This is a genomic window from Blastococcus haudaquaticus (genome assembly GCF_900230285.1).
GTDB classification, from domain to species: Bacteria; Actinomycetota; Actinomycetes; order Mycobacteriales; family Geodermatophilaceae; genus Blastococcus_B; species Blastococcus_B haudaquaticus.
On the sequence record NZ_OCNK01000003.1, the window covers coordinates 534,128 to 558,827 of the forward strand.

Genomic DNA, 24,700 nt, shown 5'->3' on the forward strand with positions numbered 1-24,700 from the left:
TGCCCGCGTGTCCGAAGCCACTGTCGACGTCGCCGACCTCCGTTCCTCCGGTTCAGGGGAGGGAGTCGATCGTGCCGACGACGCCCCGCTCCGGGACGACATCCGCCTGCTGGGGCGCGTCCTCGGCGAGGTGATCGGCTCCCAGGCAGGGCAGGACGTGCTGGACCTGGTGGAGTCCACCCGGGTCGAGGCGTTCAAGATCCGCCGGTCGGAGGTCGACCGGGCGGACCTGGCCGAGCGGCTGTCGGGCCTGGACATCCGCTCGTCGAACCACGTCATCCGGGCGTTCAGCCACTTCTCCGTGCTGGCCAACCTGGCCGAGGACATCCACCACGAGCGCCGCCGCCGGTTCCACCGGCGAGAGGGCTCGCCACCGCAGGCGGGCAGCCTGGCGGCGACGATCGCCCTGCTCGACGACGCCGACCTCGACGCCGACGTGGTGGCCCGCGAGCTCGCCGGCGCGCTGGTGTGCCCCGTCGTCACCGCGCACCCCACCGAGGTGCGCCGCCGGACCATCTCGCAGGTCCAGCGGCACATCACCGACCTCATCCGGCAGCGGGACCGCGCCGCCGGTGGCGAGGTCGACGACGCCCGGTGGTCGGCGGAGCTGTGGCGCTCGGTCCTCACGCTCTGGCAGACGGCGCTGCTGCGGCTCTCCCGCCTCCGCCTGCAGGACGAGATCGACGAGGCGCTGCGGTACTACGACCTGTCGCTGTTCGAGGTCGTCCCGGCGATCAACGCCGAGCTGCGGAAGGCCCTCGACGCGCGGTGGCCCGACGCCGGCCTGCTGCGCCGGCCGATGCTGCTGCCCGGCTCCTGGATCGGCGGCGACCGCGACGGCAACCCGTTCGTCACCGCCGACGCGCTGCGCCGGGCGACGAACCGGCAGGCGGAGACGGCGCTGGGCCACCACCTCGACGAGCTGGAGGCGCTGCGCAGCGAGCTGTCCATGTCCGACCGGCTGGTCACCCCGACGCCGGAGCTCTACTCCCTCGCCGAGGCCTCGCGCGACGACTCGCCGTTCCGTGCCGACGAGCCCTACCGGCGGGCGCTGAACGGCATCTCCGCCCGGCTGGCGGCGACCGCGCACGCCGTCCTCGGCCGGGTGCCCGGGCCGGCGCCGCAGACTCCGCTGCCGCCGTACGACTCACCGGACGACCTGCGGGCCGACCTCGACGTCGTCGACGCCTCGCTGCGCAGCCACGGCGCCGGTCCGCTCGCCGACGACCGGCTGCTGCGGCTCCGGGAGGCCGTGGAGGTGTTCGGCTTCCACCTCTGCGGCCTGGACATGCGGCAGAACTCCTCCGTCCACGAGGAGGTCGTCGGGGAGTTGCTCGCCTGGGCCGGGGTCTGCGACGACTACGCGGCCCTCGACGAGGCGGCCCGGGTGGAGCTGCTGGCCCGCGAGCTGACGATGCGCCGTCCGCTGGTGCGGCCCGGTGCCGAGCTCTCCGACACCGCCCGCGGGGAGCTCGACGTGCTGCTCGCCGCTGCCGACCAGGTGACCATCCTCGGCCCGCGCGCGATCCCCAACTACGTGATCAGCATGTGCGAGTCGGTCAGCGACGTCCTCGAGGTCGCCGTCCTGCTGAAGGAGGTCGGCCTGCTCGACCCGGGTGCCGAAGGCGGCCCGACGTCCACAGTCGGCATCTCGCCCCTGTTCGAGACGATCGACGACCTCAAGGCGGCCGGGACGACGCTGTCGGCGATGCTCGACCAGCCCTTGTACCGCTCCCTGGTGGCCTCCCGCGGGGACGCGCAGGAAGTGATGCTCGGCTACTCCGACAGCAACAAGGACGGCGGATACCTCGCCGCGAACTGGGCGCTCTACCGCGCCGAGCTGGAGCTGGTGGAGGTCGCCCGCGCCGAGGGCATCCGCCTGCGGCTGTTCCACGGTCGCGGCGGGACCGTCGGCCGGGGCGGCGGGCCCAGCTACGAGGCCGTCCGGGCGCAGCCGCCCGGTGCGGTCGCCGGGGCGCTGCGGATCACCGAGCAGGGCGAGGTGATCGCCGCCAAGTACGGCGACCCCGATCGCGCGCGGCGCAACCTCGAGGCCCTGGTCGCCGCGACGCTCGAGTCCACCCTGCTCGACCTCGAGGGGCTCGGGAGCGACGCGGAGTCCACGTACGCGCTGCTCGACGACCTCGCGGCGCGGGCGCAGCAGGCCTACCGGGCGCTCGTGCACGAGACGCCGGGCTTCGTCGAGTGGTTCCGGGCGGCCACTCCCATCCGCGAGTTGGGCGAGCTGAACATCGGCAGCCGGCCGCCGTCGCGCAAGGCGGGGGACAAGATCTCCGACCTGCGGGCGATCCCGTGGGTGTTCAGCTGGTCGCAGACGCGGATCATGCTGCCCGGCTGGTTCGGCACCGGGTCCGCGCTGGAGAGCTGGGTGGGTGGGGACGACGAGAAGCTGGCCCGCCTCCAGGAGCTGCACCGCACCTGGCCGTTCTTCCGCACCGTGCTCTCCAACATGGGCATGGTGCTGGCCAAGACGGACCTGGGGCTGGCGGCCCGCTACGCGCAGCTCGTGCCGGACGAGGACCTGCGGGCGCGCGTCTTCGACCAGATCACGGCCGAGCACGAGCGCACCTGCCGGATGCTGCTGGCCGTCACCGGCGACGACGAGCTCCTCGCCGACAACCCCTCGCTGGCCCGGTCCATCAGGAACCGGTTCCCCTACCTCGAGCCGCTGCACCACCTGCAGGTGGAGATGCTGCGCCGGCGACGGGGCGGGGACGACGACGAGCTCACCCGCCGCAACATCCAGCTGACCATCAACGGCATCGCCACCGCGCTGCGCAACAGCGGCTGACAGGATCAGGCGCGGGCGGCAGCCGCGCGGACGGCGGCCATCAGCGCCTCCCGCTCGTGCAGCGTGGTGCGCGCCCGTCCCTTGGTCGCGCCCAGCGCGGTCTCGGCCGCGTCGATCGCCCGCCAGTCGTCCAGCAGCACCGGCTCGGCGCCCCGGGCGACCAGTTCGTCGACCAGGTCGCCCACCGGCCCCGCGGCGCGCAGCTCCCCGGCCGCGACGTCGGCGAGGAGCGAGGCGACCGTCTCCCGGGCGTCGTGCTTGTTGTGCCCCACGACCCCGCTGGGCCCGCGCTTGATCCACCCGGCCACGTACTCGCCCGCCGACGGCGACCCGTCGCGGAGCACCCGGCCCGCGTCGTTCGGCACGGTGCCGCTCCGCTCGTCGACCGGCAGGCCGGGGAGGGGGATGCCGCGGTAGCCGACCGACCGCACCACCAGGTCGGCGGGGAGCACCTCCAGCTCGCCGGTGCCCATGGCTCGGCCGTCCCCGTCGACGGCGGTGCGCTCCACCTCCACGCCGGCCACCCGGTCGGTGCCCAGCAGCCGCACCGGGCGGCGGAAGAACCGCAGCCGCAACCGGACCCGGCCGGCGGTGGCGGCGTGATCGGCCCAGCCACGCAGGACCGCCAGGTTGCGGCTGACGACCCGGTCGGCGGCGGCGCGCTCCTCGCTGCCCGGGTCGAGCTCGAGCTCCGCCGGGTCGACCAGCACGGTGGCGTCGGCCAGCCCGTCGAGCTCGCGGAGCTCCTGGGTGGTGAAGGTGGCCTGCGCCGGTCCGCGGCGGCCGAGGACCGTGACCTCCTCGACCGGCGCGGCCGCCAGCACGTCGAGCACGTGCTGGGGCATGTCGGTCGGGTCGAGCTCCTCCGGCGTCCGGGACAGCACCCGCGCGACGTCCAGGGCCACGTTCCCGACGCCCACGACGACGACCGACCGCACGCCGGTCAGCGCCGCCTCGACGCGGGCGCGGTCGGCGTCGGGGTGGCCGGTGTACCAGGCGACGAGGTCGGTGGCGGCGAGGCTGCCGGGGAGGTCCTCGCCCTCGATGCCGAGCTGGCGGTCGAGCGAGGCGCCGTAGGTGTAGATGACCGCGTCGACGTGCCGCCGCAGCTCGTCGAGGGGGATGTCGACACCGACGTCCACGTTCCCCACGAAGCGCACCAGCGGGTGCTCCAGGCTGTGGTGGAGGGTGTCGCGGATCGCCCGCATCTTGGGGTGGTCGGGCGCGATGCCGTGACGCACGAGGCCGAACGGCGTCGGCAGCCGGTCGATCAGGTCGACGGCGACGGGGACGGCGTCCTGCCGGGTCAGGGCGTCCGCGGCGTAGATGCCGGCGGGACCCGCGCCGACGACGGCGACCCGCAGCGGGTGCCGTGCCGACGGGGGAGGCGCCGACGGGGGAGGAGGCGAACCGTCGACGGACACGACTGGCATCCTGACCCCGCCCGGGCCGTCAGCACCAGAGCAACGGCCCGATCACCGTCCCGGAGGTCCGCGTGTCCGTCGTCGTCGTCGCCACCATCATCCCGAAGCCCGACCAGGTCGACGCCGTCCGGGACGCGATCCTGGCCGCCGTCCCGAAGGTGCACGCCGAGCCGGGCTGCGAGCTGTACGCGCTGCACGAGGGCGACGGGCGGTTCGTCATGGTCGAGCGCTGGGAGAGCGTCGAGGCCCTGAAGGTGCACGGGCGGGCGGAGGCGCTCACCACGCTCGGCGGAGAGCTCGCCGACAAGCTGGCCGGCCCGCTGGACGTGCAGCGGCTCACCGCCGTGCCGGCGGGTGACCCCGACAAGGGCGCGCTCTAGCCGGTCACCGGCAGGACGCGTTCCGGTCCCACTCGTCGCGGACGTACTGGCTGAGCACCACGTCGCCGTCGGGCACGAGAGGCTCCTCGTCGCAGGCATCCTCGGCCTGGTCGGCGGTCACCGAGCCGGCCAGCCAGCTGTCCAGGCCCGCGAGGACGCTGTCCTCGTCGACGCTGCCGACGATCTGCGCCCACTGCTGCCCGGTGGAGTAGACCCCCACCTCGGCGTCCCGGGAGTGCAGGTACTCGGTCATGCCCTCGACCGTCGCGCGGTTGCGCGCCAGTGCGTCGACGGAGCCGGACTGCCAGGTGTTCATGGTCTCGACGTCCAGCCACCACATGTAGCGGGACGGCTGGCTGTCCACCCGGGCGGCGCGGGCCGCGGGTGTGAAGAAGGACAGGACGCTGTTCTGGGCACGCTCCCAGCCGTACTGCCACGAGCAGGCGGTCGAGTTCGTGCCGTCGCACACGCCGTACGGGGTGGCACCGCTCTCGGGCCACGTCGTGACCTCGCCCAGCAGGTGTCCGGGGTTGGCGGTGTTCAGGTAGACCTGGGCGCGCGGCTGGTCGTCCACCTCGCCGGAGGACTCCCACGCCCAGGTCAGCTGCTCCTGCAGGCAGGGGTTGGCCCGGGTGGACAGGCCACCGTTGACCCCGACGACGGCGAAGGCGCGGTCGCGGGGGAGGTCGGTGCCGCACTGCGGGTGGCTGACGTCGTAGCCGACGGTGGTGTCCGCCGAGGCGACGCCGGGCACGGCGACGGCCGCCACCGCCCCCACGGCGATGACGGCGATCCTCCACGCTGACGATGCCATCCGCGGCAACGTACACGGGCTCCCTGGGCGGTGCCGAGTCCTACCGGGTGCCGGTTGCCACCTGCGGGTGGGATCGGAACGCGCGCTGGTGGGGGCTCGTCCGGGGTCATACCGCCTGGCAGACGGGGCACCAGTAGAGGTTGCGCCCCACCATCACCTCGGTGCGGATCCCGGTGCCGCAGACCCGGCAGGGCAGGCCGGTTCGCCGGTACACGTAGTGGGCGTCGTCGCGCTGCACGGCGCCCCGCTTGCGCGCCCGGTCCTCCGGCCGGGTGGTGACGATCCGGCCCATCCGGACGCCGGAGCGCATCAGGGTGACCAGGTCGGCCCACATGGCCTGCCAGAGCGCCGCATCGACGTCCCGGCCGGGGCGGAACGGTGAGACCCCGTGCCGGAACAGCAGCTCGGCCCGGTAGACGTTGCCGACGCCGGCCAGCACCGACTGGTCCATGAGCAGGGCGCCGATCGCCGTCCGGCTGCCGGAGATCCGGCGGTGCGCGACGGCGCCGTCGGCCCGGGGCCGCAGCGGGTCGGGACCCAGCCGGTCGAGGATCGCCTGCACCTCGGGCTCGGCCAGCACCTCGCACGCGGTCGGGCCCCGCAGGTCCGTCCAGACGACGGCGCCGTCGGACCCCTCGGCGGTCCAGCGCATCCGCAGCGCGCCCTTGACCGGCGGCGGGTCGCCCGTGCCGCCCACGAAGGTGCCGTAGAGCCCCAGGTGCACGTGCAGGGTGTCCCCGCCGAAGTCGGCGAACAGGTGCTTGCCGTAGGAGAAGACCTCCCGGAGCACCCGTCCGTCGAGCAGGGCCGCACCGGCGGCGAACCGGCCCTGCGGGCTCGTGACGTGGACCGGGCGCCCGGCGAAGGTCTGCTGCTGCTCACGGGCCAGGCGGTACAGCGTGTGCCCCTCAGGCACGGGGGCCCCTCCGGATCCCGGTCACGCGGACCGCACCTGCTGGTAGCGGGCGAGCGCGACCTCGCGCTCGGCGGCGTGGTCGACGACGGGCTCCGGGTAGCCGGCGGGGACGCCGCCGGGCGCCAGCCACGGCTCGTGCACGAAGGCTCCGGGGACGTCGCGCAGCTCGGGCACCCAGCGGCGCACGTACTCGCCCTCGGGGTCGAACTGCTTGCCCTGCCGGGTCGGGTTGAAGACGCGGTAGTAGGGCGAGGCGTCGGTCCCGGTGCCGGCCACCCACTGCCAGCCGTGGTTGTTGCTCGCCAGGTCGCCGTCGACCAGGTGCTGGAGGAAGTGCCGCGCGCCTCGTCGCCAGTCCAGGTGCAGGTCCTTGACCAGGAAGGAGGCGACGATCATCCGCACCCTGTTGTGCACGTAGGCCTCGCCGAGCAACTGGCGCATCCCCGCGTCGACGATCGGGTAGCCGGTGCGGCCCTCCGCCCACGCGTCGTACAGGGCGTCGGCCTCGGGCCCGCTGTCGTACTCGATGGACCCGGTGCGGCCGTCGAGCGGCTCGCGCGCCGACTCGGGGCGGTGCCACACGACGTCGGCGTAGAACTCGCGCCAGGCCAGCTCGTCGGTGAAGCGGCGCACCGCCTCCTCGCCGTCGTCGCTGCCTGCGAGGTCGGCCAGCAGGGTGCGCGGGTGGACGCAGCCGTACTTCAGGTAGGCCGACAGCCGGCTGGTGCCGGCGGTGGCCGGGCGGTTGCGGTCCTCCGGGTACGCGGAGAGCAGCTCGTCGCGGAAGTGCGCCCAGGCGGCGAGCGCCGCCTCCTCTCCCGCAGGGGGGAGCTGCACGCCGTCGAGGTCCTGGGCCGGCGGCAGGCCGTCCGAGGGGGCTCCGCGGTGCCACGGAACCGCGTCCGGCCGGGGCGCGGGGGAGCGCCAGCCGTGCTCGCGCCAGGCGCGGGCGAAGGGGGAGAAGACCTTGAACGGCTCGCCGTCGGCCTTCGTCACCCGGCCCGGCGTGACCGCGTACGGGGACCCGGTGCGGACGAGCTCCACCTCGCCCAGGGCCCGGTCGACGGCCTCGTCCCGACGGCGGCCGTAGGGGCCCGCGTCGGCGGACACGTGCACCGAGTCCGCGCCGACCTCGGCGGCCAGCGCCGGGACGACCTCGGCGGGGTCGCCCGTCCGGATCACCAGCGGCGCCCCGTCGAGCGACTCCTGCAGGGAGGCCAGGCAGTCGCGCAGGAACTGGCGGCGCGGGGCGCCGGCCGGCCCGAACAGCCGCGGATCGACCACGAAGACCGGCAGGACCGAACCGTGCGACCCGGCGGCGTCGACGGCCGCGAGGAGTGCGGGATGGTCGGCCAGTCGCAGGTCGCGGCGGAACCACAGCAGCGACGTCGGCACCTGCGGAGCGTAGGCAGGTCCCGGACCTGCCGCAGATCAGCGGTCGGCGGTGGCCAGACCGAAGTGGGGTCGGTCGTCGTCGGCGACGAGGTCGACCAGCTCGGGATGCTGCTGGATGTAGCGGCGGATGAAGGAGCAGTACGGGAGGACGGTGAGCCCGCGCTCGCGGGCGGCGTCGAGGACGCCGGCGACCAGCGTCGTGCCGATGCCCTGGCCTCCGACACCGGGGTCGACCTCGGTGTGCGGGAGGGTCATCGTCGTGCCGTCGACGTGGTAGCTGGCCAGACCGACGACCCGGCCGTCGAGCCGGATCTCGAAGCGTCCCCTCTCCGGGACGTCCACCACCTGCGTGTCCATCGTCCTCGCCCCCTCCGTCTCCCGGCGCCGTTGCCGGAGCCCGACGTGTACCCGGAACGGTAGCCCCGCGATGCGTCGGTTCGTCTCACGTGTGGTGACGAGTCGGGTGTGACGCGTGTTCCCGGAGGCACCCGATAGCCTCTCCGCATCGGCGCGGCGGCCACGGGCCGTCGCGTGCTGAGCCCCCGTAGCTCAGGGGATAGAGCATCGGTTTCCTAAACCGTGTGCCGCAGGTTCGAATCCTGCCGGGGGCACCACACATCCGACGGCGCGCGCGGTCGCGCGGCGTGCCACCGATGAGTCCGCCCACGTCGGCCGGTCTGCTCCTGGACAGGGACGACCGACTCATCGGGAGCAGGGCATGGGGCTCATCCACATCGAGATGTTCGCGACGCTCGACCTCGTCGGGCAGGCGCCCGGCGGCCCCGAGGAGGACCCGGAGGGCGGGTTCCCGTTCGGCGGCTGGCAGGCGCCGCTCTTCGACGACGTCGCCGGGGCGCAGGTCCTCGCCGCGTACGAGGGCACCGACGCCCTGCTGCTCGGCCGCCGGACCTACGACATCTTCGCCGCGTACTGGCCGCACCAGGAGGGTGGTGACGACGACGACATCGCCACGCTCTTCAACCGCGTCCCGAAGTACGTGGCGTCCCGTGGCAGGCCCGACCTCTCCTGGGCCGGGTCGCAGCAGCTCGGCCCGGACCTGCCCGCCGCGGTCCGGGAGGTCCGGGACCGGCACGAGCACGTGAAGGTCGTCGGGAGTCTGGACCTGGTGCAGACCCTCCTGCGCGAGAAGCTCTTCGACCGGCTGGACCTGTGGGTGCACCCGGTCGTGCTCGGCGTCGGCAAGAAGGTGTTCGACGGGGGCGCGGTGCCCACGAACATCACGCTCCTCGAACCGCCGACGGCCGGCCCGAAGGGCACCGTCTACCTGCGCTACGGGCTGGCCGAGGGCGTGCCGGGCACCGGGGACATGGCGGCACCCGACCGCGGGGTCGGTATCACCACGTGATCCCCGCCGTGCCAGTCTTGCCGCCGACCGGACCTGGAGGAGCGACCGTGACCGACCCGCAGTCCTGGGTGGCGTCGACCTACGACGGCCTCGCCGACCTGCTCGCCTCCGCGCCCGAGGACACCTGGGACGCGCCGACGCTGTGCGAGGGCTGGCAGGTACGCCACGTGGTCGCGCACGTGGCGATGCCGGTGCGGCTGACCCCGGAGCAGTTCGGGGCCGAGATGGCGGCGGCCGGAGGCGACTTCGGCGTGCTGTCCGACACCGTGGCCGCGCGCGACGCCGCCCTGCCGGTGACCGACCAGTTGGCCGCGCTGCGTTCCCCGCGACTGCACGCGTGGGAGCCGCCCGGCGGTGGCGCTGCGGGTGCGCTCAGCCACGCCGTCATCCACTCCCTCGACGTCACCGTCGGGCTCGGCCGGCCGTCGGTCGCGCCGCCCGACGCCGTGGTCGCCGTCCTCGACCAGCTCACCGCCGTCGACGGGGCGTTCTTCGGCATCGAACTGAGCGGTGTCCGCCTCGAGGCGGCCGACGCCGACTGGAGCTGGGGGAGCGGCGACGTCGTGCGCGCCGACGCCGGATCCCTGGTGGCACTCCTGGGCGGCCGCACCCTGCCCGACGGCCGTTCCCTGCCGCGCGGCTGAGCCGCGGTCACGTCCGCCGGACGGCGCGCACGACGACGTCGTGCAGGGTGACCTCCCGGCTCCCCGGGCCGGTCAGCGTGCGCTGCGCCTCCTCGGCGGTGGCGACGTCCCACTCGGCCCGGTCCAGACGCGCCGTGACGGCTGCGGCGGTGACCGACGCCTCGGCCGGCGGGTGGTCACCGTGCTCGTGGCCTCCGGCACCGTGCCCGTGCAGGTGGCCGACGATCAGCAGCGTGCCGCCGGGAGCCACCCACCCGGCGATGCGGTCGTAGAAGTCCAGTTGCGGCATGGCCGGGTGGGCGTAGTGGGTGGTGACCAGGTCGAACCGCTCGCCCGGTTCCCAGACGCCCAGGTCCGCCTCCACCCAGCGCACCCGCTCGGCAGTTCCGCTCGCCGCGGCCCGCTCGGCGGCGCGGGCGAGGGCCTCGCCCGAGATGTCCGCTGCGGTCACCTCCCAGCCGTGCGTGGCGAGCCAGATCGCCTCGGCCCCGGCGCCGCATCCGGCGTCGAGGGCCGTGCCCGGGACCAGGTCGCCGACCTCCCGTGCCAGGTACGGGCTGGGCGGGTTGCCGCTCATGGCGCCGGCCTCGTCCCGGTGCCAGTGCTGTTCCCAGTAGTCCTGGTCGAACGCGTGCGTCATCCGTGCATCTCCTTGTCGCGGGCCGGCCCCGATCGTGCGGGCGGCTGTGCGATATCGGCAACCACGTTTGCCGAAATGGAGAATGGTCGTACGGCTCCGCCTCAGGCGGACACCGTCTCGCGCGGCGCCGGGGCGGCACGGCGGGCGGCGCGACGCTCCGCCATGCGCTTGGAGAGAGCCACGCCGTAGAGGCGCAGGGGCTCCTCGAACCAGCGGTGCACGATCCAGGAGGCGTACACCGCGAGGCCGAGCGCCAGGGCCGCCGACAGCAGCGAACCGGGGCGGCCCCAGTCCTCCGGGACGGCCATCTCGACGGCGTTCACGAAGAACCCGTGGATCAGGTAGAAGGTGTACGAGATCGCGGCGAGGAAGGCCATGGGCCGGCTGCTCAGCCAGGCGACGTGTCGGGAGTGGGTCGTCACGAGGCCGGCCAGCACCAGCGCGATGACCAGGCCGTGCAGCCCGTACAGGTCCCCGTAGATGTAGACCGCGGTGCCGGTGGCGAGCTGCAGGACGACGGCGACCACGGCGACCGCGAGCAGGTTCCGCGGTCGCGCCAGGGTCGCCACGATCGCGTACGTGCGCTCGCGGTGCAGCAGGACCGCGACGATCGCGCCGAACGCCAGGTTCTGGTAGGGCGCCAGGTAGACCAGGTCGTCGGAGAACCCGGTGACCGACGACGCGACGGCGATCACCGCGAGCACCGGGATGCGGGCCCGTTTCCATGCCGCCAGGAGCAGGAAGCCCAGGACCGGCCAGACGAGGTAGAACTTCTCCTCGATCCCGATGGACCAGGCACCGCTGAACGCCGGGTAGGCGTCGGTCGTCCGGAAGTACGGCAGGTGCTCGGGGAACCAGACGACGTAGGGCAGGTTGTCCACCCAGAGGTCACGCCGCTCGGCGTCCATGCCGAGGCCGAGGATCAGCACGCAGTAGAGCGCGATGACCCCCAGGAACATCGGATAGATCCGGAAGGTCCGGCGCACGTAGAACGACGCGAAGTCCACCGCGCCGGTCCGGTCCTCCTCGCGCAGCAGGAGGGTCGTGATCAGGTAGCCGCTGAGGACGAAGAACAGCGTGACGCCGGTGGCGCCGTGGAGGACGGCGAAGAGGTCGCCGCGCAGATGGGCGGTGAAGACGAGCAGGATCGCGATCGCGCGGAGTCCGTCGAGCACGCCGAACCGGCGGATCAAGAGGTACTCGGCATGGGTCATCGGACCCGACAGTCCAGGCACATGCACCCCCCGCAGCAGCAACCCTCCGTGCGCCGGAGATTACGGTCAGCCACGAGGCCGTCAGGGGTGCGACCCGCCGGGGCTGGGACGCGTGGTGCGGAAGTGGCCGTGCGCCGTGTCGGATGGGACGGACCGGCCCCGTGCGAGCCCTCGGGCCGGTCCTCTCCAGGGTCCTCAGGGCGTCCCGGGAACTACCGTCGGGGAATGGTCCTCGCGCTGATCGAGCTGGCCCTGGTGCTGGCCGTGCTCGGTGCCCTGGGGGTCGTGGGGTGGTCGCTGTGGAACGCCCTCCGCAGCGGCGGCGGAGCAGTGCCGCCGCCCCGTCAGCGCGCCGAGCTGGCAGCGGCCATCGCGCAGGCGCGGTGGGTGCCGGCGCACGACGAGGTGGACGGCACGACCCGCGTGCTCGTCCGCCGCACCTACACGGGGCTGGACGGCCGACCCGAGGTGCTCGACGAGCGGGTGCTGGAGACCTTCCCGGCACAGGACCCGGCCTGGGAGGCCCGGTTCACCGAGGCGATGTCTACCGCCCGGTTCCGGTGCGCCTACCTGAACGCCGAAGAGGCGCAGTAGCCACCGCCGGCTCGTCGACCGAGGCCTCCGACGGCAGGGTGCCGGCGGCGTCGGCCTCCCGGGCCTGTGCCGCCGTCCGCTCCACCATCTCGACGATGGTGCGCGGTCGGTCGGACTGGGGCGCGTGCCCGGCGGCGAGCAGCGGACGGAAGCGCGACCGCGGGACCAGAGGCAGGTAGCGGACGGTCTGCCCCATCGCGATCCAGTCGGCCGTGCCCTGCACCAGCAGGACCGGGCAGTCGATGTGGCCGAGCCCCCGGGGGACGTCGAGCAGCAGGGACCACAGGAGCATGCGCCAGTAGTCGCGGGAGTCCGCGAAACCCTCGCGCAGACCGATGCCCTCCTCCTCGCCGGTCGCCCAGGGACGGGTCTTCAGGGGCAGCATCAGTGCGGTCCGGCCGACCGCCGAGCGGGACAGCGGGCCGATGAGCGGGGAGATCGTGCGGGCCACCAGCCGGGCGGCGGCCAGACCGGTGCCCTGGAAGACCCGCTCCGGCAGGATGTTCAGGCCCGATGGGGCGATGGACACCACCGAGAGCGCGCGGCCGCGGCGGGCCAGCTCGATCGCGACCCGGGCGCCGAGCGAGTTCCCCAGCACGTGCACCCGGCCCACGCCCTCGCCGTCCAGCGTGCGCTCCACCGCGTCGGTGATCGCCGCGACGGTGGGCCGTTCCAGCAGGTGCGGGGAGCGTCCCGCGCCGGGCAGGTCCATGTTCACGACGTCGAACCGCTCGGTCAGAGCCGGGAGGACGGCGGCGAAGTCGCGGCGGGAACTGCCCCAGCCGTGCAGGAGCAGGAGGGGCTCACCGGCGCCGGAACGGGTGAAGGACAGCGGAGAACTCATCCACCCCGGGTACCCACACGGGGCGCCGGGGCCTCCGTGACGTCCCCCACCCCTGGGTCGTCCCGGTCCGTCCGGGGCCGGACCGGGACGACGCGCGGGTCAGCCGGCGACGGCGGACCGGGGACGACCGGCGGACAGGCGGGACAGGCCCATGGACAGGGCGACCGCGACGAGGATGCCGATGACCGGCGGGATCCCGATCTCGAGCTCCCCGCTGAGCCACGCCAGGAACGCCGCGACGGCGTAGGCGAGCACGTTGGGCCACCGCACGGCCGGGGGGACGTGGTCCTCCGGGATGCCCCGCCGCCACCGGGCGAGGAAGTCGCCGATGATGACGCCGCCCAGCGGGGGGATGAACGTCCCGAGCAGGACCAGGTAGTCGACCAGGTGGTTCTGCACGCCGGTCAGCGCCAGCACGGTGGCGATCACCGACCCCCCGATGACGAAGGGCGCCTTGCTGGGCCGGTTGAACAGCTCCGCCCCGGCCACCCCGAAGGCGTAGGCGGTGTCGGCGTTGCTCTTCCAGAGGTTGCCGAACAACAGCACCAGACCCCAGCCCACCAGGCCGAGCTGGTAGAGGACCAGCACGAAGTCGCCCTCGCCGAAGGTCAGGGCCCCCACCGCACCGAAGAAGACCATCAGGCCGTTGCCGATGAAGAAGCCGATGACGCAGGCCCAGACGGCGTGCGAGCCGCGCTTGGCGAAGCGGGTCCAGTTCGGTGCCTGGGTCCCGGCCGACACGAAGGTGCCCACCACGGTGGTCACCGCCACGGCGAGAGCCATGGACGTCGTCGGCTGCACGTCGGCCAGGCCGGCGAATCCGCCCACCTCCTGGAGCGACCGGGCGAGCACCCAGAACGCGAGGATGAGGATCAGCGGGGTGGACACCAGCGACACCCAGTACATGCCGCCGTAGCCCCAGTAGGCGGTGGCGCACATCAGCGCGCTGGTCACCACCATGACCGCGGCCCTGGCGCCGTAGGACTCCCAGCCCAGCGCCTCCGCGGTGAGGTCGCCGATCGTCCCGACGACGACGGCGTACCAGCCGACCTGCGTGCCGCCGAGCAGCACCGAGGACAGCTTGGCGCCGCGGGTGCCGAGCGTGTACCGGGCCATGACGACGGTGGTGAGCCCGGTGCGGGCGCCGATCCACCCCATGACGGCGACGTAGGTCCCGAGGACGAGGGATCCGATGGCGATGACCAGCAGCAGGCCGCTGAAGTCGAACGCCGGGCCGAGCGCGGCCCCGGCGAGCATCGTCGGGGTGAACACCGTGAAGCCCAGCAGGACGACGGCGACCGAGAAGAACGACTTCCGCGCGTGCGCGGGGACCGGCGTGACCGGGTAGTCCGGGTCGATGGCGGCGGCCTCGTCGGCGTCCAGGACCGGACCGGCGCCCGACGTGCTGCTCATGACTCCTCCCCGATGTCTTCGTTCCAGATCTCGGGGCGCTCGGTCATCATGCGGCGCATGAGCTCGATGCACTCGGCATCGTCGACGACGGTGAGCTCGACGCCTTTCGAGCGCAGCAGCGCTTCCGACGCCTGGAAGCTGCGGTTCTCGCCGATGACGATGCGCGGGATGTCGTAGAGCAGCGCGGTGCCGGCGCACATGTAGCAGGGCGAGAGCGTCGTGTAGAGCACGCTGGCCCGGTACACCGATGCCGGCTGCCGCCCGGCCTGGTCGATGCAGTCGGTCTCCCCGTGACGGATCGGGCTGCCGAGCTGCACGCGCCGGTTGCGGCCGACGGCCAGCACCTCGTCGCGGTGGACGAGTGCGGCACCGATCGGCACGCCTCCCTCGTCCCACCCGATGCGGGCCTGCTCGACGGCCAGGCCGAGGTAGAAGCGGTCGCGTTCCTCGGGGGAGAGGTCCGGTGGCGCGGTGGGCAGGGGAGCGGCGGTCACGGGGTTCTCCTCCGGTGCGGCGGGCGGTGGTGCTGCACCCGCAGCGAAGCGCTCCGTAGCCCTGCGGGACAAGGGACATGGTGTCCGCTCCAGACCGGCAGCTGCTTGACACGGCGTCCAGCCGCCGCGAGCCTTCCCCGGTGCTGCCCACCGTCACCGAGGTCCTCCGCCTGCCCGCCCTCCGTGCAGCCGCGCCCGAGGTGCTCGCGGGCGACCCCGACAGCGCCATCGTCCGCTGGGTGCACTCCTCCGAGGTCTACGAGATGGGCGGGCTGCTGGCGGGCGGCGAGCTGCTGCTGACCACCGGGCTGGGTCTGCACGGGCGGACCGCCCAGCAGGTGGCGGGCTACGTCGAGCAGCTGGCCGACGCCGGCTGTTCCGCGCTGGCCCTGGAGGTCGGACGCTCCTTCGCCGTGGTCCCGCATGAGCTGGTGCAGACGGCGCGGCGGCGCGGGATGGTGCTGTTGGCGCTGCACGAGGTCGTCCCGTTCGTCCGGATGGTCGAGGACTTCCACGACCTGCTGCTGCGCCGCAAGCTCTCCTGGCGCCGGGCGGGTGAGCCGATCTGGCAGGAGCTGCTCGGGCTGGTGGTCTCCGGCCAGGGGCTCGCCGCCGTCCTGCACGCCACCGCCCGGATGGCCGACTGCCCGGTCGAGCTGGTCGACGTCGACGGGCGGGTCGTCGAGCGCAGCCACACCCCGGGTCTGCTCGACTCCACGGCACGCACCGTCGCCGAGGTGCGCGGGCCGCACGGCCCGGTCGGCCGGCTCGTGCTGCACGGCCGCCCGACCGCCGGCCGCACCGGCGTGGCGGGCCGCGCGGCCGTCGCCGTCGCGCTGGAACTGGGCCGCCACCCCGACCTGGGCTCGCGGCCGTCGCTCGCGCAGGCGGTCGTCACCGACATGGTGGCCGGGGTGCTCGTCTCGCAGGGCGACCTGCAGGCCCGGATGTCCGCGGCGGGCTGGGCGCCGGCTCCCGGCGCGGCGGTGCTCGTCCTCGCCGTCGAGGTGGACCGGCGCACGCCCGCGAGCGAGGCCGTGCCCGCGGTGCGGGAGGCGGCGGAGAGCGTGCTCGGGCGATGCCTGGTCGGCGCGGCCGGCAGCGCGGTGGTCGTCCTGGCCCGCGGGTGGCCCCGCTCGGCGCAGCGCAGGCAGCGGGACGCCGCCGAGGACCTCCTGCGGCAGCTGCGTGCGGGCGCCCTGGGTGCCGCGGTGCGCACCATCGGCGTCGCCGACCCGGTCGGGGAACTGGCCGCGGTCCCTGGTGCGGTGGCCCGCGCGCGCGAGGTGGTCACCCTCAGCCGGCGCATCGGCAGCCGCGAGCCGGTGGTGCTCGCGCAGGACGTGGCCGTGCACCGGCTGCTGGCCGGCGGGCTGGACGCGTCGGAGATCGCCGCCTTCGTCACCGGGCAGCTCGGGCCGCTCGTCGACCACGACGCCGCCCACGGGACGGATCTGCTGCGGACGCTGGACGCCCATGTCGCGACGGGGCTGAGCAAGACCCGGACCGCCGACGTGCTGGGGATCCGCAGGCAGACGCTCTACGCCCGTCTCGAGCGCATCGAGCACCTGCTCGGCGCCCCGGTCGACGACCCGGGCCAGCGGACCTGCCTGGGGCTGGCGCTGAGCGCGTGGCGCATGCGCACCGGGCTGGATCCCCAGACGGTGCCGGCCGCCACCCGCGGCGGGGTGGCGGGGCCGGTGCCGGTCCTGGCCGGCGGAGCAGGAGGATAGGCGGCATGAGTCAGGTCGTCGCCACCGCCGAACGAGTCGTCCGAGCGCCCGCCGAGCAGGTCCGCGCCGCGCTGGCCGACTACGAGGGCACCCGTCGCCGCGTGCTGGGGGAGCAGTTCAGCGACTACCGCGTGGAGGCCGGTGGACAGGGCGCCGGTACGCGGGTGCACTGGCTGTTCGCCGCGACGCAGAAGCGGGTGCGCGACCAGCTCCTGGACGTCACCGAGCCCGCCGGCACCCTCGTGGAGTCCGATGCCAACTCCTCGATGGTGACCACCTGGACGGTGGTCCCGGCCGACGCCGGCACCTCGACGGTCCGGGTGCGCACCACCTGGAACGGCGCGGGGGGCATCGGCGGGTTCTTCGAGCGCACCTTCGCGCCGAAGGGCCTGCGCCGCGTGTACGAGCAGATCCTCGAGCGGCTGGACACGGAGCTCGCCGCCCGCTGAGCACCTCCTCGGGAGGGCTGCGGCGCGCCACTACGGTGCACGCGTGATCATGGTCGCCGCCTGGGTCGCGGTCGCAGTTCTCGGCTGCCTCGCCGTCTTCCAGCTCCTCCTCGTCGCCGGCGCGCCGCTGGGGCGGTTCGCCTGGGGAGGGCAGCACGCCGTCCTGCCGACGGGCCTGCGCATCGGCAGCGTGGTGTCCCTCGCGATCTACGCCGTCGTCGCCCTGCTGGTGCTCCAGGCGGCCGGCGTGCTCGACGTGCTGCCCGAAGGCATGGTGGGCGTGGCCATGTGGGTGCTCACCGGCTACTTCGTGCTGGGCGTGGCGCTCAACCTCGCCTCGCGCAGCCGGCCGGAGCGGATGGTGATGACCCCCGTGGCCCTGGTCCTCGCGATCTGCTGCCTGGTGCTGGCCCTGCACTGATCCCGGCACGGGTCGCCGCGAGAGGGGACGATGGCCGGGTGACGACCGCCGCGCCGCCCGCCGACCCCCGGCACCACACGGCGCTCGACGCGCTGGCCGACCTCGTCGTCGACGGGGACGTCGTCGTCCTCTCCGGGGCCGGGCTCTCCACGGACTCCGGCATCCCCGACTACCGGGGCGCGACCGGCAGCCTGCGCCGGCACACGCCCATGACCTACCAGACCTTCACCCGCGACCCGCGCGGACGGCACCGCTACTGGGCCCGGAGCTTCGTCGGCTGGCGGCAGATCCGCGAGGCGCGGCCCAACGACGGCCACCGCGCCGTCGGTCAGCTGCAGACCGCGGGCCTCGTCGGGGGCGTCATCACGCAGAACGTCGACGGGCTGCACCAGGCCGGCGGCGCGACCGACGTCGTCGAGCTGCACGGCGGGCTGGACCGCACGGTCTGCCTGGGCTGCGGCGACGTCGCCTCCCGGGCGGCGCTGGACGAGCGGCTGCAGGCGGCCAACCCGCACTTCGGGGCGCGCACCGACGAGATCAACCCCGACGGCGACGCCGAGCTGCCCGACGAGGTGCTCGACGGCTTCGTGATGGTCGGCTGCCTCGCCTGCGGGGACGGTCCGCTGAAGCCCGACGTCGTCTTCTTCGGCGAGACCGTGCCGCGCGACCGCGTCGACCACTGCTTCGGGCTGGTGGAGGCCGCGGGCAGCCTGCTCGTCCTGGGCTCGTCCTTGACGGTGATGAGCGGCTACCGGTTCGTGCTGCGGGCGGCGAAGCTCGGCATCCCGGTGGGGATCGTGAACGTCGGGCCCACCCGCGGCGACGCCAAGGCCGACGTCCGGGTCGATGCCCCGCTCGGGACGGTGCTGCCGGCGCTGGCCGCCCGCCTCACCGCGTGAGCCGGGACGTCGAGCGCACCGACGACGGCCGGTGGATCGTCGTCGACGGTCGGCGGTGGCGGACGGCGGACCCCGCGCTGCCCGACGACGTCCGGGAGCGGCTGCTGCACCACCTGGGCGTCGGCCGTTCCGGGGTGCGGACGGCCAAGGCATCGGGTGACGACGCCGCGGTGGCCGCGGCCCGCGCCCGGGTGCAGCTGGCCAAGACCGGGCTGGGGGAGCGGGGCCCTGCCTGGTGGGACCAGGACGACGACGCCCGCCGGGACCGCTGGGAGACCGCGCTGCGCGACCTCGACGGCTGAAGAAGGACCTCCCTGCCCCCCACCCCTCGCCCGCTCGCGGTGGGCCCCTGCACGGAGGCCGCCGCTGATCCGGCGGGCATCTCCACCCTGGGTGAGGATGGAGAGCGATGCAGACCTTCCTCCCGGTCGCCGACTTCACCGAGTCCGCCCGTCTCCTGGACAACCCTCGGCTCGGCAAGCAGCGGGTGGAGTGCCTGCAGGTGCTGCGCGCGCTCGAGCTGCCGGACTACGGCTGGGCCAACCACCCGGTGGTCACCATGTGGCGCGGGCACACCGCCGGGCTGGTCGTCTACTCGCTGGCGATGGTGCGCGTCTGGCGGGAGCGCGGCTTCGCCGACACCACGGAGACGCTCATCGCGGAGTTCGCCCCCGACGCCGCCGCGATGACGCAGGAGCAGGCCGCGGCCGCCGGGCTGCTGCCCAGATGGGTGGGCGACGAGGAGCTGCACCTCTCGCACCGGTCCAACCTGGTCGCCAAGGACCCGGGGTTCTACCGCCCGCGGTTCCCCGGCGACCCCGACGACCTGCCGTACAAGTGGCCCGGGTCCGACGGCGTGCCCACGGCGCCGGCGCCCGAGGGCGCCGGCGTGTGGGTCGTGCGGCCGCGCTCCCACAACGAGCTGGGCGCGTGCCTGGCCGCCGGGGTGGTCGGGCTCGGCGTCCAGTCCGGCATCGACGTCGACGCGACCGGACTGACGCCGACGGAGCTCCGCGTCCTGTCCAAGGAGCTGTCCGGACGGCGTCCGGCCAAGGACCTCCGCCAGCTGTCGGCCTTCCTCGACGAGATGGCTCCCGGCGACCGCGTCGCGCTGCCGATCGAGCACGGTGCGGGACTGCTGCTGGGAAAGGTCGTGGGCGGCTATCTCTTCCAGGGGCGCGAACTCCTGCCGCACCGGCGGGCGGCCCGCTGGGAGCGGGTGGTGCCGCGATCGGCCGCGCTGCCGCCGGCCACGCTGCAGGACCCCCGGGCGCTGTTCCGCGTCGTCCTCGACCCGGCGGCCGTCTCCTAGCTCCCCGGGAGGGGCACGTTCTGCAGCCGCACCTGACCGCGCGCCACGAGCTTCCCGTCGTCGGCCCGCGTCAGGTGCACCTGCCACAACTGGAGGGTGCGGCCCTGCTGGACCGGCTCTGCCACGACGTCGACCCTGCCGGCGGTCATCGGGCGGAGGAAGTCGGTGTTGTTGTTGACGCCGACGGCGAACTGGCCACGCTCCTGGACGGCGAGGCTGGCGCCGACGGAGGCGGCCGACTCCACGACCGAGCAGTACACGCCGCCGTGCACGACGCCCCACGGCGTGTGCTGGTCGGGGCCCAGCTCGACGTGCCCGGTCACCCGCGTGCCGGTGGCCTCCTCGATCTGGAACCCGAACGCCGCCACGAAGGCGCTCGCGGCGGTGAGGTCGACGGCGGGCCGGTCGCTCACGCGTCCCAGACCAGGCAGAAGGGGTGGCCGACCGGATCGGCGTAGACGCGGAAGTCCCCGCCTCCGCCGGGCAACCGGCGGGCGCCGAGCGCGAGCAGCTTCGGCTCGGCCTCGTCGACGTCGGCGACCCGGATGTCGAGGTGGAACTGCTGCGGACGGTCCGGGTCGGGCCAGTCCGGTGGCTGCAGGTCCGGCGCCTGCTGGAAGGCGATCCGGTAGCCGGCCCCGGTGACGACCACCCAGTCGTCACCCGGCGATCCCTTCACCTCCATGCCGAGCACCTCGGCGTAGAAGCCGGCGAGCGCGTGGGCGTCGGGCGCGTCGATGACGACGGAGTGGAGCTGTCCGATCATGGGCTCATCCTGACCCGCTCCGTCGGACGGCGACAGGCGGGATGCGGCCGCGCTCCGTCGTCTTCCGGCCAACCGGGCGGTGTGGTCGGCTCGGGAGCCGTACCGGAGGATCGAGGCGTGACCTCCCCGTCTGCTCCCGTGCTCGGGTCCCTGACCTGGCTGCCCGCCGTCGAGCGGCCCGACCTCCTCGCGGCCCCGGTCGCCGCGGCGTTGGCCGGGCTGACCGTGCCGGCGTGGGTCGCCGAGATCGACGAGGACCTCGCCGACACCGCGGCGTTCAGCGACGCCTACGGCGTGCCCCTCGAGGCGTCGGCGAACTGCGTGGTCGTCGCAGCGCGGCGGGCCGGGCAGACCAGCCTCGCCGCCTGCGTCGTGCTCGCCACCACCCGGGCCGACGTCAACGGCGTCGTCCGGCGGCACCTCGACGCGCGCAAGGCATCCTTCGCCCCTCAGGACGTGGCGGTGGCCGAGTCCGGGATGGCCTTCGGCGGGATCACGCCGGTGGGACTGCCGGCGTCCTGGCCGGTGCTCGTGGACCCTGCAGTGGCCGCCGCGGACCTCGTCGTCATCGGCTCCGGGACGCGGGGCGGCAAGCTCGCGGTGCCGGGCTCGGCCCTGGCGGCACTGCCGGGCGCGCACGTGCTCGAGGGTCTCGGCCGTGCCGTTCCGGCCGCTCCTCCCGCTCCTGCTCCGGGGACCGAGCGGCCGGTCCGCGCCCCCGACGACAGCGACGTCGGCTGGGGCGAGCGCCCCTCCGACGTGCCCGACCCCGACCGCAGGTACCTGGAGGACCGCCCCCCGCACTGGGGGAGCGACTGAACTCAGAGCCGGTCAGGGAGGACCGTCGTGCCGGGGCCCGACGGGCCGGGGCCGGGGCCTTGGCCCTGCTGCGCGCGGAGCAGGTCGCGGATCTCCACCAGCAGCTCGATCTGGGTCGGTGCGGCGGGTCCGGCCTCCTCGCCCCGCCGGCGGCGCTCGATCAGCGTCTTCATGGGCAGCACGACGACGACGTAGACGACCGCGGCGGTCAGCACGAACGTGATCACGGCATTGACGAACGCCGCCCAGTCGAAGACCTGGCCGTCGACGGTGAAGGTCCCTCCGTCCAGGCCCCCGCCGCCGACGAGGGCGATCAGCGGCTCCAGGAACGACGCGGTGAACTGCCCGACGACCGCGGTGAACGCGGCACCGATGACGACTGCCACGGCCAGGTCGACGACGTTCCCGCGCAGCAGGAAGTCCTTGAATCCCTTGATCATGGGTTCATCCACGCACAGGGGCAGGCCGGGGACCAGCACCGCGGAGCGTGTCACGGCGGCGGAAGGCTGAGGGTCAGCGTCGCGGCGGCGGCCATGGCGGCGAGCCGCGCGGCGGTCGCCGGATCGACGGCGAGCAGCAGCAGCCCCCCGGCGCCCTCCGGTCCCGCCGCGGGGGCGGCCAGGACGAGCGCGGAGGCGGCGACGACCTCGGCGGCGGCCGCGTCCGGGGCCGTGGCGAGGACGTCGACGCGGTCACCGGCCCGCACGAGAGCCGCCACCGCGAGGTCGGCGAGCCGGACGGGCGCGGCCACCTGCCCCTCGGGCAGCCGGGCGGTGAGGCCGGCGCCCACCAGCCGGACATCGGTCAGCGGCTCACCGGCGCGCACCGGCCCGGCGAGCACCCGACCGGCCAGGTCGGCAGCGTCCGCGGTCGTCCCGGTGGGTGCCAGGTCGTCCGGGAACCGGACGAGGCGGACGTCCTGCGAGGTCAGCGGCGCACCGGGGAGGAGGTCCGTCGCCGCCACCGCCACGGGAGTGGTGGCCGGGACGTCGGCAGCCGCGGGCCGGGGGGCCGGCCGCAGGGCGAGCACGAGGGCGAGGGCGGCGAGCAGCACCGCGAGCACCCGGCGGGCGGTGTGCAGCAGCGACCGGGGACGGCGGAGACGCATCCGCCGAGCGTGCCGTCGCCGTCAGCCCGGGGGAGGGAGGCGGCCGAACCTGTGGACGACCCCGCCGGCTGTGGAGGACGCCGTCAGTCGGCGGCCTTCGACCCACCCGAGGACGAGGAGGAGGTGCTGGCGGCCGGGGTCGACGAGGTGGAGCTCTCCTTCTTCGGAGCCGACGTGCTGCCGGCGGTCTCCGACGCGGAGGAGGACTTGCGGCTGTCGGTCCGGTAGAAGCCGGACCCCTTGAACACCACGCCGACCGAGCCGTAGACCTTGCGCACGGGGGCGCCGCACTCCGGGCACTCGCTCACCGGGGCGTCGCTGAACGACTGCACGACCTCGAACTCGTGCTTGCCCTCGGGGTTGGTGCAGGCGTACTGGTACGTGGGCACGGCGGTACTCCCTGGTGGTGCGGAAGGGTCTGCGCCGGGTTGGCACTCGCCCCCGGCGACTGCCAATGATGCGCCATCCCGGCACCGTGCGTCCACGCGTGTAGCCCGGTGTGAGCAAACCGGCCGCCGGTCGCGCGCCGGCCCGGCCGCGTCCCCGGGCGCTAGGGTCCCGACGTGATCGAGGACGTTGTCGCGCGGTGGCACCGGTACATGCAGGGCGACCTGCCGGGCGGTCTGGAGGAGCTCCTCGCCGACGACGTCGTCTTCTACTCGCCCGTGGTCTACACACCGCAGCGCGGCAAGGAGATCACCACGCGGTACCTGGAGGCGGCCGCCGCCTCGCTGGCCGGCGACGCGGCGGGCGACCCCGACCGGGCGTTCCGCTACACGAAGCAGGTGCTCGGCGGCGACACCGCGGTGCTCGAGTTCGAGACCAGCCTCGACGGGAAGGACGTCAACGGCGTCGACATCGTCCGTTGCGACGACGCCGGGAGGATCGTCGAGTTCCGCGTCATGATGCGTCCGCTGCAGGCGATCCAGGCCGTGCACGAGGCGATGGGCCGGCGCCTGACCGCCTGAGCCCGGCGGCAGGAAGTACGGTCGCCGGCGTGGCGGATCGGTGGCTCGACGACGAGCAGCAGCGGACCTGGCGGGCGTGGCTCACGGTGTCCGAGCTGGTTCCCCGGGTTCTCGACGCCCAGCTCCAGCGCGACGCAGGGCTCAGCCACGCCGCGTACGTCGTCCTGGCCATGCTCTCGGAGTCGCCCAGCCGCAGCCGCCGGATGAGCGATCTCGCCCGCCGGGCCAACCAGTCGCAGAGCCGGCTGTCGCACACCGTCGCCCGGCTCGAGGAGCGTGGCTGGGTGCGCCGCGAGCGCGCCACCGACGACGGCCGCGGCAACCTCGCCGTGCTCACCGACGCGGGCTACGACGTGGTCGTGGCGGTGGCGCCCGGGCACGTCGACGCCGTCCGGGAGTCGGTGTTCGGCCCGCTCACCGGCGAGCAGACGAGCGTCCTGCGCGAGGCGCTGGAGGCCATCGCCGAGAAGCTCGATCCCGACCGGAGCCTGCGGGTGCGCGACGGGAACGACCTGCCCGACTGACTGGGCGTGGCTCGGGCCATCCCTAGGTCAGGTGGCGCAGGAACGACTGCGGGTCGCCGAGGAACTGCCGCCAGCTCGCGGTGAGCTCCAGGTCCGCCCACTCCGCCTCCCGCAGGCCCCAGGGGCCGACCTCCAGCAGTCGCGCGCCCGGGAGCGCCGCCAGCACCGGCGAGTGGGTGGCGACGACGACCTGCGCGCCGCTCCGGACGAGGTCGCCGAGGGTGGCGACCAGCGAGAGCGTGCCCGTGAACGAGAGCGCCGCATCGGGCTCGTCGAGCAGGTAGAAGCCGCCGCCATGTGCCCGGCTGCCGAGCAGCGCGAGGAAGCCCTCCCCGTGCGACATCTCGTGGAAGAGCGGGTCGGGCCCGTTGGTGGATTCCAGGTAGCTGTAGAGGCCGTGCAGCGTCTCGTCGCGCAGGAAGTACGCCCACCGGTCCGCGCCCGGTGAGCGTTCCACGATCAGGTCGAGGGAGCCCGGCTCGCTCGGCCGCGTGACCATGCGGGTGTTGCGCGAGCCGCCCTCGGCGTTGATGCCGAGGGCCGACGCGAGCACCTCCAGGACCGTCGACTTCCCGGACCCGTTCTCGCCGACGAGCACGGTCGCCCCCGGACCCAGCGACAGCCCCTCGCGGAGGATCTGCGCGATCGACGGGACGACGGCCGGCCAGGCCCCGGGGTCCGGGGGAGGGGCGCCGGGATCCGGCCGGAACCGGCGCACGGTCTGACGATCCATGCGCCGATCCTGGCCGAC

At 74.2% G+C, this 24,700-nt stretch carries 30 protein-coding genes and 1 tRNA gene; 15 read left to right on the top strand and 16 right to left on the bottom strand.

Features of this window, described 5'->3' with window-relative positions; all coding sequences use genetic code 11:
• The first annotated feature begins 7 nt into the window (after positions 1 to 7).
• The gene (gene ppc, locus CRP30_RS13980; protein ID WP_097184553.1) at positions 8 to 2,812 is read left to right on the top strand and encodes a phosphoenolpyruvate carboxylase; all 2,805 of its coding nucleotides are present in this window, start codon (positions 8 to 10) and stop codon (positions 2,810 to 2,812) included.
• 5 nt (positions 2,813 to 2,817) lie between these two features.
• Here the strand turns inward: ppc and CRP30_RS13985 are convergent, their stop codons facing one another.
• Positions 2,818 to 4,236, bottom strand: a complete 1,419-nt coding sequence (locus CRP30_RS13985; RefSeq protein WP_235003401.1) for an FAD-dependent oxidoreductase — start codon at positions 4,234 to 4,236, stop codon at positions 2,818 to 2,820.
• 71 nt (positions 4,237 to 4,307) lie between these two features.
• On the opposite strand from CRP30_RS13985, the gene CRP30_RS13990 reads away from it, so the two are divergent.
• Positions 4,308 to 4,616, top strand: coding sequence for a putative quinol monooxygenase (locus tag CRP30_RS13990; protein ID WP_097184555.1), 309 nt, complete (start codon positions 4,308 to 4,310; stop codon positions 4,614 to 4,616).
• Between the two features lie 4 nt (positions 4,617 to 4,620).
• Here CRP30_RS13990 and CRP30_RS13995 read toward each other — a convergent pair whose 3' ends face one another.
• The 4 genes from CRP30_RS13995 to CRP30_RS14010 all read right to left on the bottom strand — a co-directional run bounded on the left by CRP30_RS13995 (position 4,621) and on the right by CRP30_RS14010 (position 8,098).
• A complete protein-coding gene (locus tag CRP30_RS13995; protein WP_143278469.1) occupies positions 4,621 to 5,430 on the bottom strand; it encodes a glycoside hydrolase family 25 domain-containing protein in 810 nt (269 codons plus the stop codon).
• Between the two features lie 106 nt (positions 5,431 to 5,536).
• A complete protein-coding gene (locus CRP30_RS14000; protein ID WP_097184557.1) occupies positions 5,537 to 6,346 on the bottom strand; it encodes an Fpg/Nei family DNA glycosylase in 810 nt (269 codons plus the stop codon).
• 21 nt (positions 6,347 to 6,367) lie between these two features.
• Positions 6,368 to 7,741: a cryptochrome/photolyase family protein gene (locus CRP30_RS14005; protein WP_097184558.1), complete on the bottom strand. Its 1,374-nt coding sequence runs from the start codon at positions 7,739 to 7,741 to the stop codon at positions 6,368 to 6,370.
• A gap of 36 nt (positions 7,742 to 7,777) precedes the next feature.
• Complete coding sequence (locus tag CRP30_RS14010) at positions 7,778 to 8,098, bottom strand: GNAT family N-acetyltransferase (RefSeq protein ID WP_097184559.1); 321 nt, start codon at positions 8,096 to 8,098, stop codon at positions 7,778 to 7,780.
• A gap of 181 nt (positions 8,099 to 8,279) precedes the next feature.
• Between CRP30_RS14010 and CRP30_RS14015 the strand changes: the two genes are divergently transcribed.
• The 3 genes from CRP30_RS14015 (at position 8,280) to CRP30_RS14025 (ending at position 9,751) form a co-directional block, all read left to right on the top strand.
• Positions 8,280 to 8,355: transfer RNA gene (locus CRP30_RS14015), tRNA-Arg, on the top strand.
• Positions 8,356 to 8,459: 104 nt separating this feature from the next.
• A complete protein-coding gene (locus tag CRP30_RS14020) occupies positions 8,460 to 9,107 on the top strand; it encodes a dihydrofolate reductase family protein (RefSeq protein ID WP_097184560.1) in 648 nt (215 codons plus the stop codon).
• Positions 9,108 to 9,154: 47 nt separating this feature from the next.
• Positions 9,155 to 9,751, top strand: coding sequence for a maleylpyruvate isomerase family mycothiol-dependent enzyme (locus tag CRP30_RS14025; protein WP_097184561.1), 597 nt, complete (start codon positions 9,155 to 9,157; stop codon positions 9,749 to 9,751).
• 7 nt (positions 9,752 to 9,758) lie between these two features.
• Here the strand turns inward: CRP30_RS14025 and CRP30_RS14030 are convergent, their stop codons facing one another.
• A complete protein-coding gene (locus CRP30_RS14030) occupies positions 9,759 to 10,391 on the bottom strand; it encodes a class I SAM-dependent methyltransferase (protein WP_097184562.1) in 633 nt (210 codons plus the stop codon).
• Between the two features lie 101 nt (positions 10,392 to 10,492).
• A complete protein-coding gene (locus CRP30_RS14035; protein ID WP_097184563.1) occupies positions 10,493 to 11,605 on the bottom strand; it encodes an acyltransferase family protein in 1,113 nt (370 codons plus the stop codon).
• Positions 11,606 to 11,830: 225 nt separating this feature from the next.
• On the opposite strand from CRP30_RS14035, the gene CRP30_RS14040 reads away from it, so the two are divergent.
• A complete protein-coding gene (locus CRP30_RS14040) occupies positions 11,831 to 12,199 on the top strand; it encodes a hypothetical protein (RefSeq protein ID WP_097184564.1) in 369 nt (122 codons plus the stop codon).
• Here CRP30_RS14040 and CRP30_RS14045 read toward each other — a convergent pair.
• The 3 genes from CRP30_RS14045 to CRP30_RS14055 form a co-directional block, all read right to left on the bottom strand.
• Positions 12,150 to 13,043, bottom strand: coding sequence for an alpha/beta fold hydrolase (locus tag CRP30_RS14045; protein ID WP_200814748.1), 894 nt, complete (start codon positions 13,041 to 13,043; stop codon positions 12,150 to 12,152). The genes CRP30_RS14040 and CRP30_RS14045 overlap by 50 nt on opposite strands.
• A gap of 99 nt (positions 13,044 to 13,142) precedes the next feature.
• Positions 13,143 to 14,456, bottom strand: a complete 1,314-nt coding sequence (codB, locus tag CRP30_RS14050) for a cytosine permease (protein ID WP_097184565.1) — start codon at positions 14,454 to 14,456, stop codon at positions 13,143 to 13,145.
• Positions 14,453 to 14,950, bottom strand: coding sequence for a nucleoside deaminase (locus tag CRP30_RS14055; protein WP_097184566.1), 498 nt, complete (start codon positions 14,948 to 14,950; stop codon positions 14,453 to 14,455). Before CRP30_RS14055 ends, codB begins: the two co-directional genes overlap by 4 nt.
• A 140-nt stretch (positions 14,951 to 15,090) precedes the next feature.
• Here CRP30_RS14055 and CRP30_RS14060 point away from each other — a divergent pair, with 140 nt between their 5' ends.
• The 6 genes from CRP30_RS14060 (at position 15,091) to CRP30_RS14085 (ending at position 19,764) form a co-directional block, all read left to right on the top strand.
• Positions 15,091 to 16,683, top strand: a complete 1,593-nt coding sequence (locus CRP30_RS14060; protein WP_097184567.1) for a helix-turn-helix domain-containing protein — start codon at positions 15,091 to 15,093, stop codon at positions 16,681 to 16,683.
• A 5-nt stretch (positions 16,684 to 16,688) separates the two neighbouring features.
• Entirely contained in the window at positions 16,689 to 17,132 is a 444-nt protein-coding gene (locus CRP30_RS14065) for an SRPBCC family protein (protein WP_097184568.1), read from the top strand.
• A 49-nt stretch (positions 17,133 to 17,181) separates the two neighbouring features.
• Positions 17,182 to 17,553, top strand: coding sequence for a hypothetical protein (locus tag CRP30_RS14070; RefSeq protein ID WP_235003473.1), 372 nt, complete (start codon positions 17,182 to 17,184; stop codon positions 17,551 to 17,553).
• A 38-nt stretch (positions 17,554 to 17,591) separates the two neighbouring features.
• Entirely contained in the window at positions 17,592 to 18,452 is an 861-nt protein-coding gene (locus CRP30_RS14075; protein WP_097184570.1) for an NAD-dependent protein deacetylase, read from the top strand.
• Positions 18,449 to 18,754, top strand: a complete 306-nt coding sequence (locus tag CRP30_RS14080) for a biopolymer transporter Tol (RefSeq protein ID WP_097184571.1) — start codon at positions 18,449 to 18,451, stop codon at positions 18,752 to 18,754. Before CRP30_RS14075 ends, CRP30_RS14080 begins: the two co-directional genes overlap by 4 nt.
• A 107-nt stretch (positions 18,755 to 18,861) precedes the next feature.
• On the top strand, positions 18,862 to 19,764 hold the full coding sequence (locus CRP30_RS14085) for an MSMEG_6728 family protein (RefSeq protein ID WP_097184572.1): 903 nt from the start codon (positions 18,862 to 18,864) through the stop codon (positions 19,762 to 19,764).
• On the opposite strand, the gene CRP30_RS14090 is transcribed toward CRP30_RS14085, so the two are convergent.
• The gene (locus CRP30_RS14090; protein ID WP_097184573.1) at positions 19,761 to 20,177 is read right to left on the bottom strand and encodes a PaaI family thioesterase; all 417 of its coding nucleotides are present in this window, start codon (positions 20,175 to 20,177) and stop codon (positions 19,761 to 19,763) included. The two genes, CRP30_RS14085 and CRP30_RS14090, sit on opposite strands and share 4 nt — an antisense overlap.
• On the bottom strand, positions 20,174 to 20,530 hold the full coding sequence (locus tag CRP30_RS14095) for a VOC family protein (RefSeq protein WP_097184574.1): 357 nt from the start codon (positions 20,528 to 20,530) through the stop codon (positions 20,174 to 20,176). Before CRP30_RS14095 ends, CRP30_RS14090 begins: the two co-directional genes overlap by 4 nt.
• Positions 20,531 to 20,647: 117 nt before the next feature.
• On the opposite strand from CRP30_RS14095, the gene CRP30_RS14100 reads away from it, so the two are divergent.
• Positions 20,648 to 21,349, top strand: coding sequence for a YbaK/EbsC family protein (locus tag CRP30_RS14100; protein WP_097184575.1), 702 nt, complete (start codon positions 20,648 to 20,650; stop codon positions 21,347 to 21,349).
• 2 nt (positions 21,350 to 21,351) lie between these two features.
• Here the strand turns inward: CRP30_RS14100 and mscL are convergent, their stop codons facing one another.
• From mscL to CRP30_RS14115, 3 genes are all read right to left on the bottom strand, one after another.
• Complete coding sequence (gene mscL, locus CRP30_RS14105; protein WP_097184576.1) at positions 21,352 to 21,789, bottom strand: large conductance mechanosensitive channel protein MscL; 438 nt, start codon at positions 21,787 to 21,789, stop codon at positions 21,352 to 21,354.
• A 50-nt stretch (positions 21,790 to 21,839) separates the two neighbouring features.
• Positions 21,840 to 22,457, bottom strand: a complete 618-nt coding sequence (gene cpaB / locus CRP30_RS14110) for a Flp pilus assembly protein CpaB (protein WP_097184577.1) — start codon at positions 22,455 to 22,457, stop codon at positions 21,840 to 21,842.
• Between the two features lie 83 nt (positions 22,458 to 22,540).
• The gene (locus tag CRP30_RS14115) at positions 22,541 to 22,846 is read right to left on the bottom strand and encodes an FmdB family zinc ribbon protein (RefSeq protein ID WP_097184578.1); all 306 of its coding nucleotides are present in this window, start codon (positions 22,844 to 22,846) and stop codon (positions 22,541 to 22,543) included.
• A gap of 174 nt (positions 22,847 to 23,020) precedes the next feature.
• On the opposite strand from CRP30_RS14115, the gene CRP30_RS14120 reads away from it, so the two are divergent.
• The gene (locus CRP30_RS14120) at positions 23,021 to 23,425 is read left to right on the top strand and encodes a nuclear transport factor 2 family protein (RefSeq protein ID WP_097184579.1); all 405 of its coding nucleotides are present in this window, start codon (positions 23,021 to 23,023) and stop codon (positions 23,423 to 23,425) included.
• Between the two features lie 29 nt (positions 23,426 to 23,454).
• Positions 23,455 to 23,949, top strand: a complete 495-nt coding sequence (locus CRP30_RS14125; protein WP_097184580.1) for a MarR family winged helix-turn-helix transcriptional regulator — start codon at positions 23,455 to 23,457, stop codon at positions 23,947 to 23,949.
• A gap of 22 nt (positions 23,950 to 23,971) precedes the next feature.
• Here the strand turns inward: CRP30_RS14125 and CRP30_RS14130 are convergent, their stop codons facing one another.
• The gene (locus tag CRP30_RS14130; protein WP_097184581.1) at positions 23,972 to 24,682 is read right to left on the bottom strand and encodes an AAA family ATPase; all 711 of its coding nucleotides are present in this window, start codon (positions 24,680 to 24,682) and stop codon (positions 23,972 to 23,974) included.
• Positions 24,683 to 24,700: the final 18 nt, after the last annotated feature.

What these genes read in the sequence shown, in the direction of transcription:
- CRP30_RS14130 (WP_097184581.1), bottom strand. Translation starts at nt 24,682, where the DNA reads ATGGATCGTCAGACCGTGCGCCGGTTCCGGCCGGATCCCGGCGCCCCT.
- CRP30_RS14070 (WP_235003473.1), top strand. Translation starts at nt 17,182, where the DNA reads ATGGTCGCCGCCTGGGTCGCGGTCGCAGTTCTCGGCTGCCTCGCCGTC.
- CRP30_RS14020 (WP_097184560.1), top strand. Translation starts at nt 8,460, where the DNA reads ATGGGGCTCATCCACATCGAGATGTTCGCGACGCTCGACCTCGTCGGG.
- CRP30_RS14040 (WP_097184564.1), top strand. Translation starts at nt 11,831, where the DNA reads ATGGTCCTCGCGCTGATCGAGCTGGCCCTGGTGCTGGCCGTGCTCGGT.
- CRP30_RS13995 (WP_143278469.1), bottom strand. Translation starts at nt 5,430, where the DNA reads ATGGCATCGTCAGCGTGGAGGATCGCCGTCATCGCCGTGGGGGCGGTG.
- CRP30_RS14010 (WP_097184559.1), bottom strand. Translation starts at nt 8,098, where the DNA reads ATGGACACGCAGGTGGTGGACGTCCCGGAGAGGGGACGCTTCGAGATC.
- CRP30_RS14035 (WP_097184563.1), bottom strand. Translation starts at nt 11,605, where the DNA reads ATGACCCATGCCGAGTACCTCTTGATCCGCCGGTTCGGCGTGCTCGAC.
- CRP30_RS14065 (WP_097184568.1), top strand. Translation starts at nt 16,689, where the DNA reads ATGAGTCAGGTCGTCGCCACCGCCGAACGAGTCGTCCGAGCGCCCGCC.
- CRP30_RS14095 (WP_097184574.1), bottom strand. Translation starts at nt 20,530, where the DNA reads ATGATCGGACAGCTCCACTCCGTCGTCATCGACGCGCCCGACGCCCAC.
- cpaB (WP_097184577.1), bottom strand. Translation starts at nt 22,457, where the DNA reads ATGCGTCTCCGCCGTCCCCGGTCGCTGCTGCACACCGCCCGCCGGGTG.
- codB (WP_097184565.1), bottom strand. Translation starts at nt 14,456, where the DNA reads ATGAGCAGCACGTCGGGCGCCGGTCCGGTCCTGGACGCCGACGAGGCC.
- CRP30_RS14030 (WP_097184562.1), bottom strand. Translation starts at nt 10,391, where the DNA reads ATGACGCACGCGTTCGACCAGGACTACTGGGAACAGCACTGGCACCGG.
- CRP30_RS14045 (WP_200814748.1), bottom strand. Translation starts at nt 13,043, where the DNA reads ATGAGTTCTCCGCTGTCCTTCACCCGTTCCGGCGCCGGTGAGCCCCTC.
- CRP30_RS14085 (WP_097184572.1), top strand. Translation starts at nt 18,862, where the DNA reads ATGCAGACCTTCCTCCCGGTCGCCGACTTCACCGAGTCCGCCCGTCTC.
- mscL (WP_097184576.1), bottom strand. Translation starts at nt 21,789, where the DNA reads ATGATCAAGGGATTCAAGGACTTCCTGCTGCGCGGGAACGTCGTCGAC.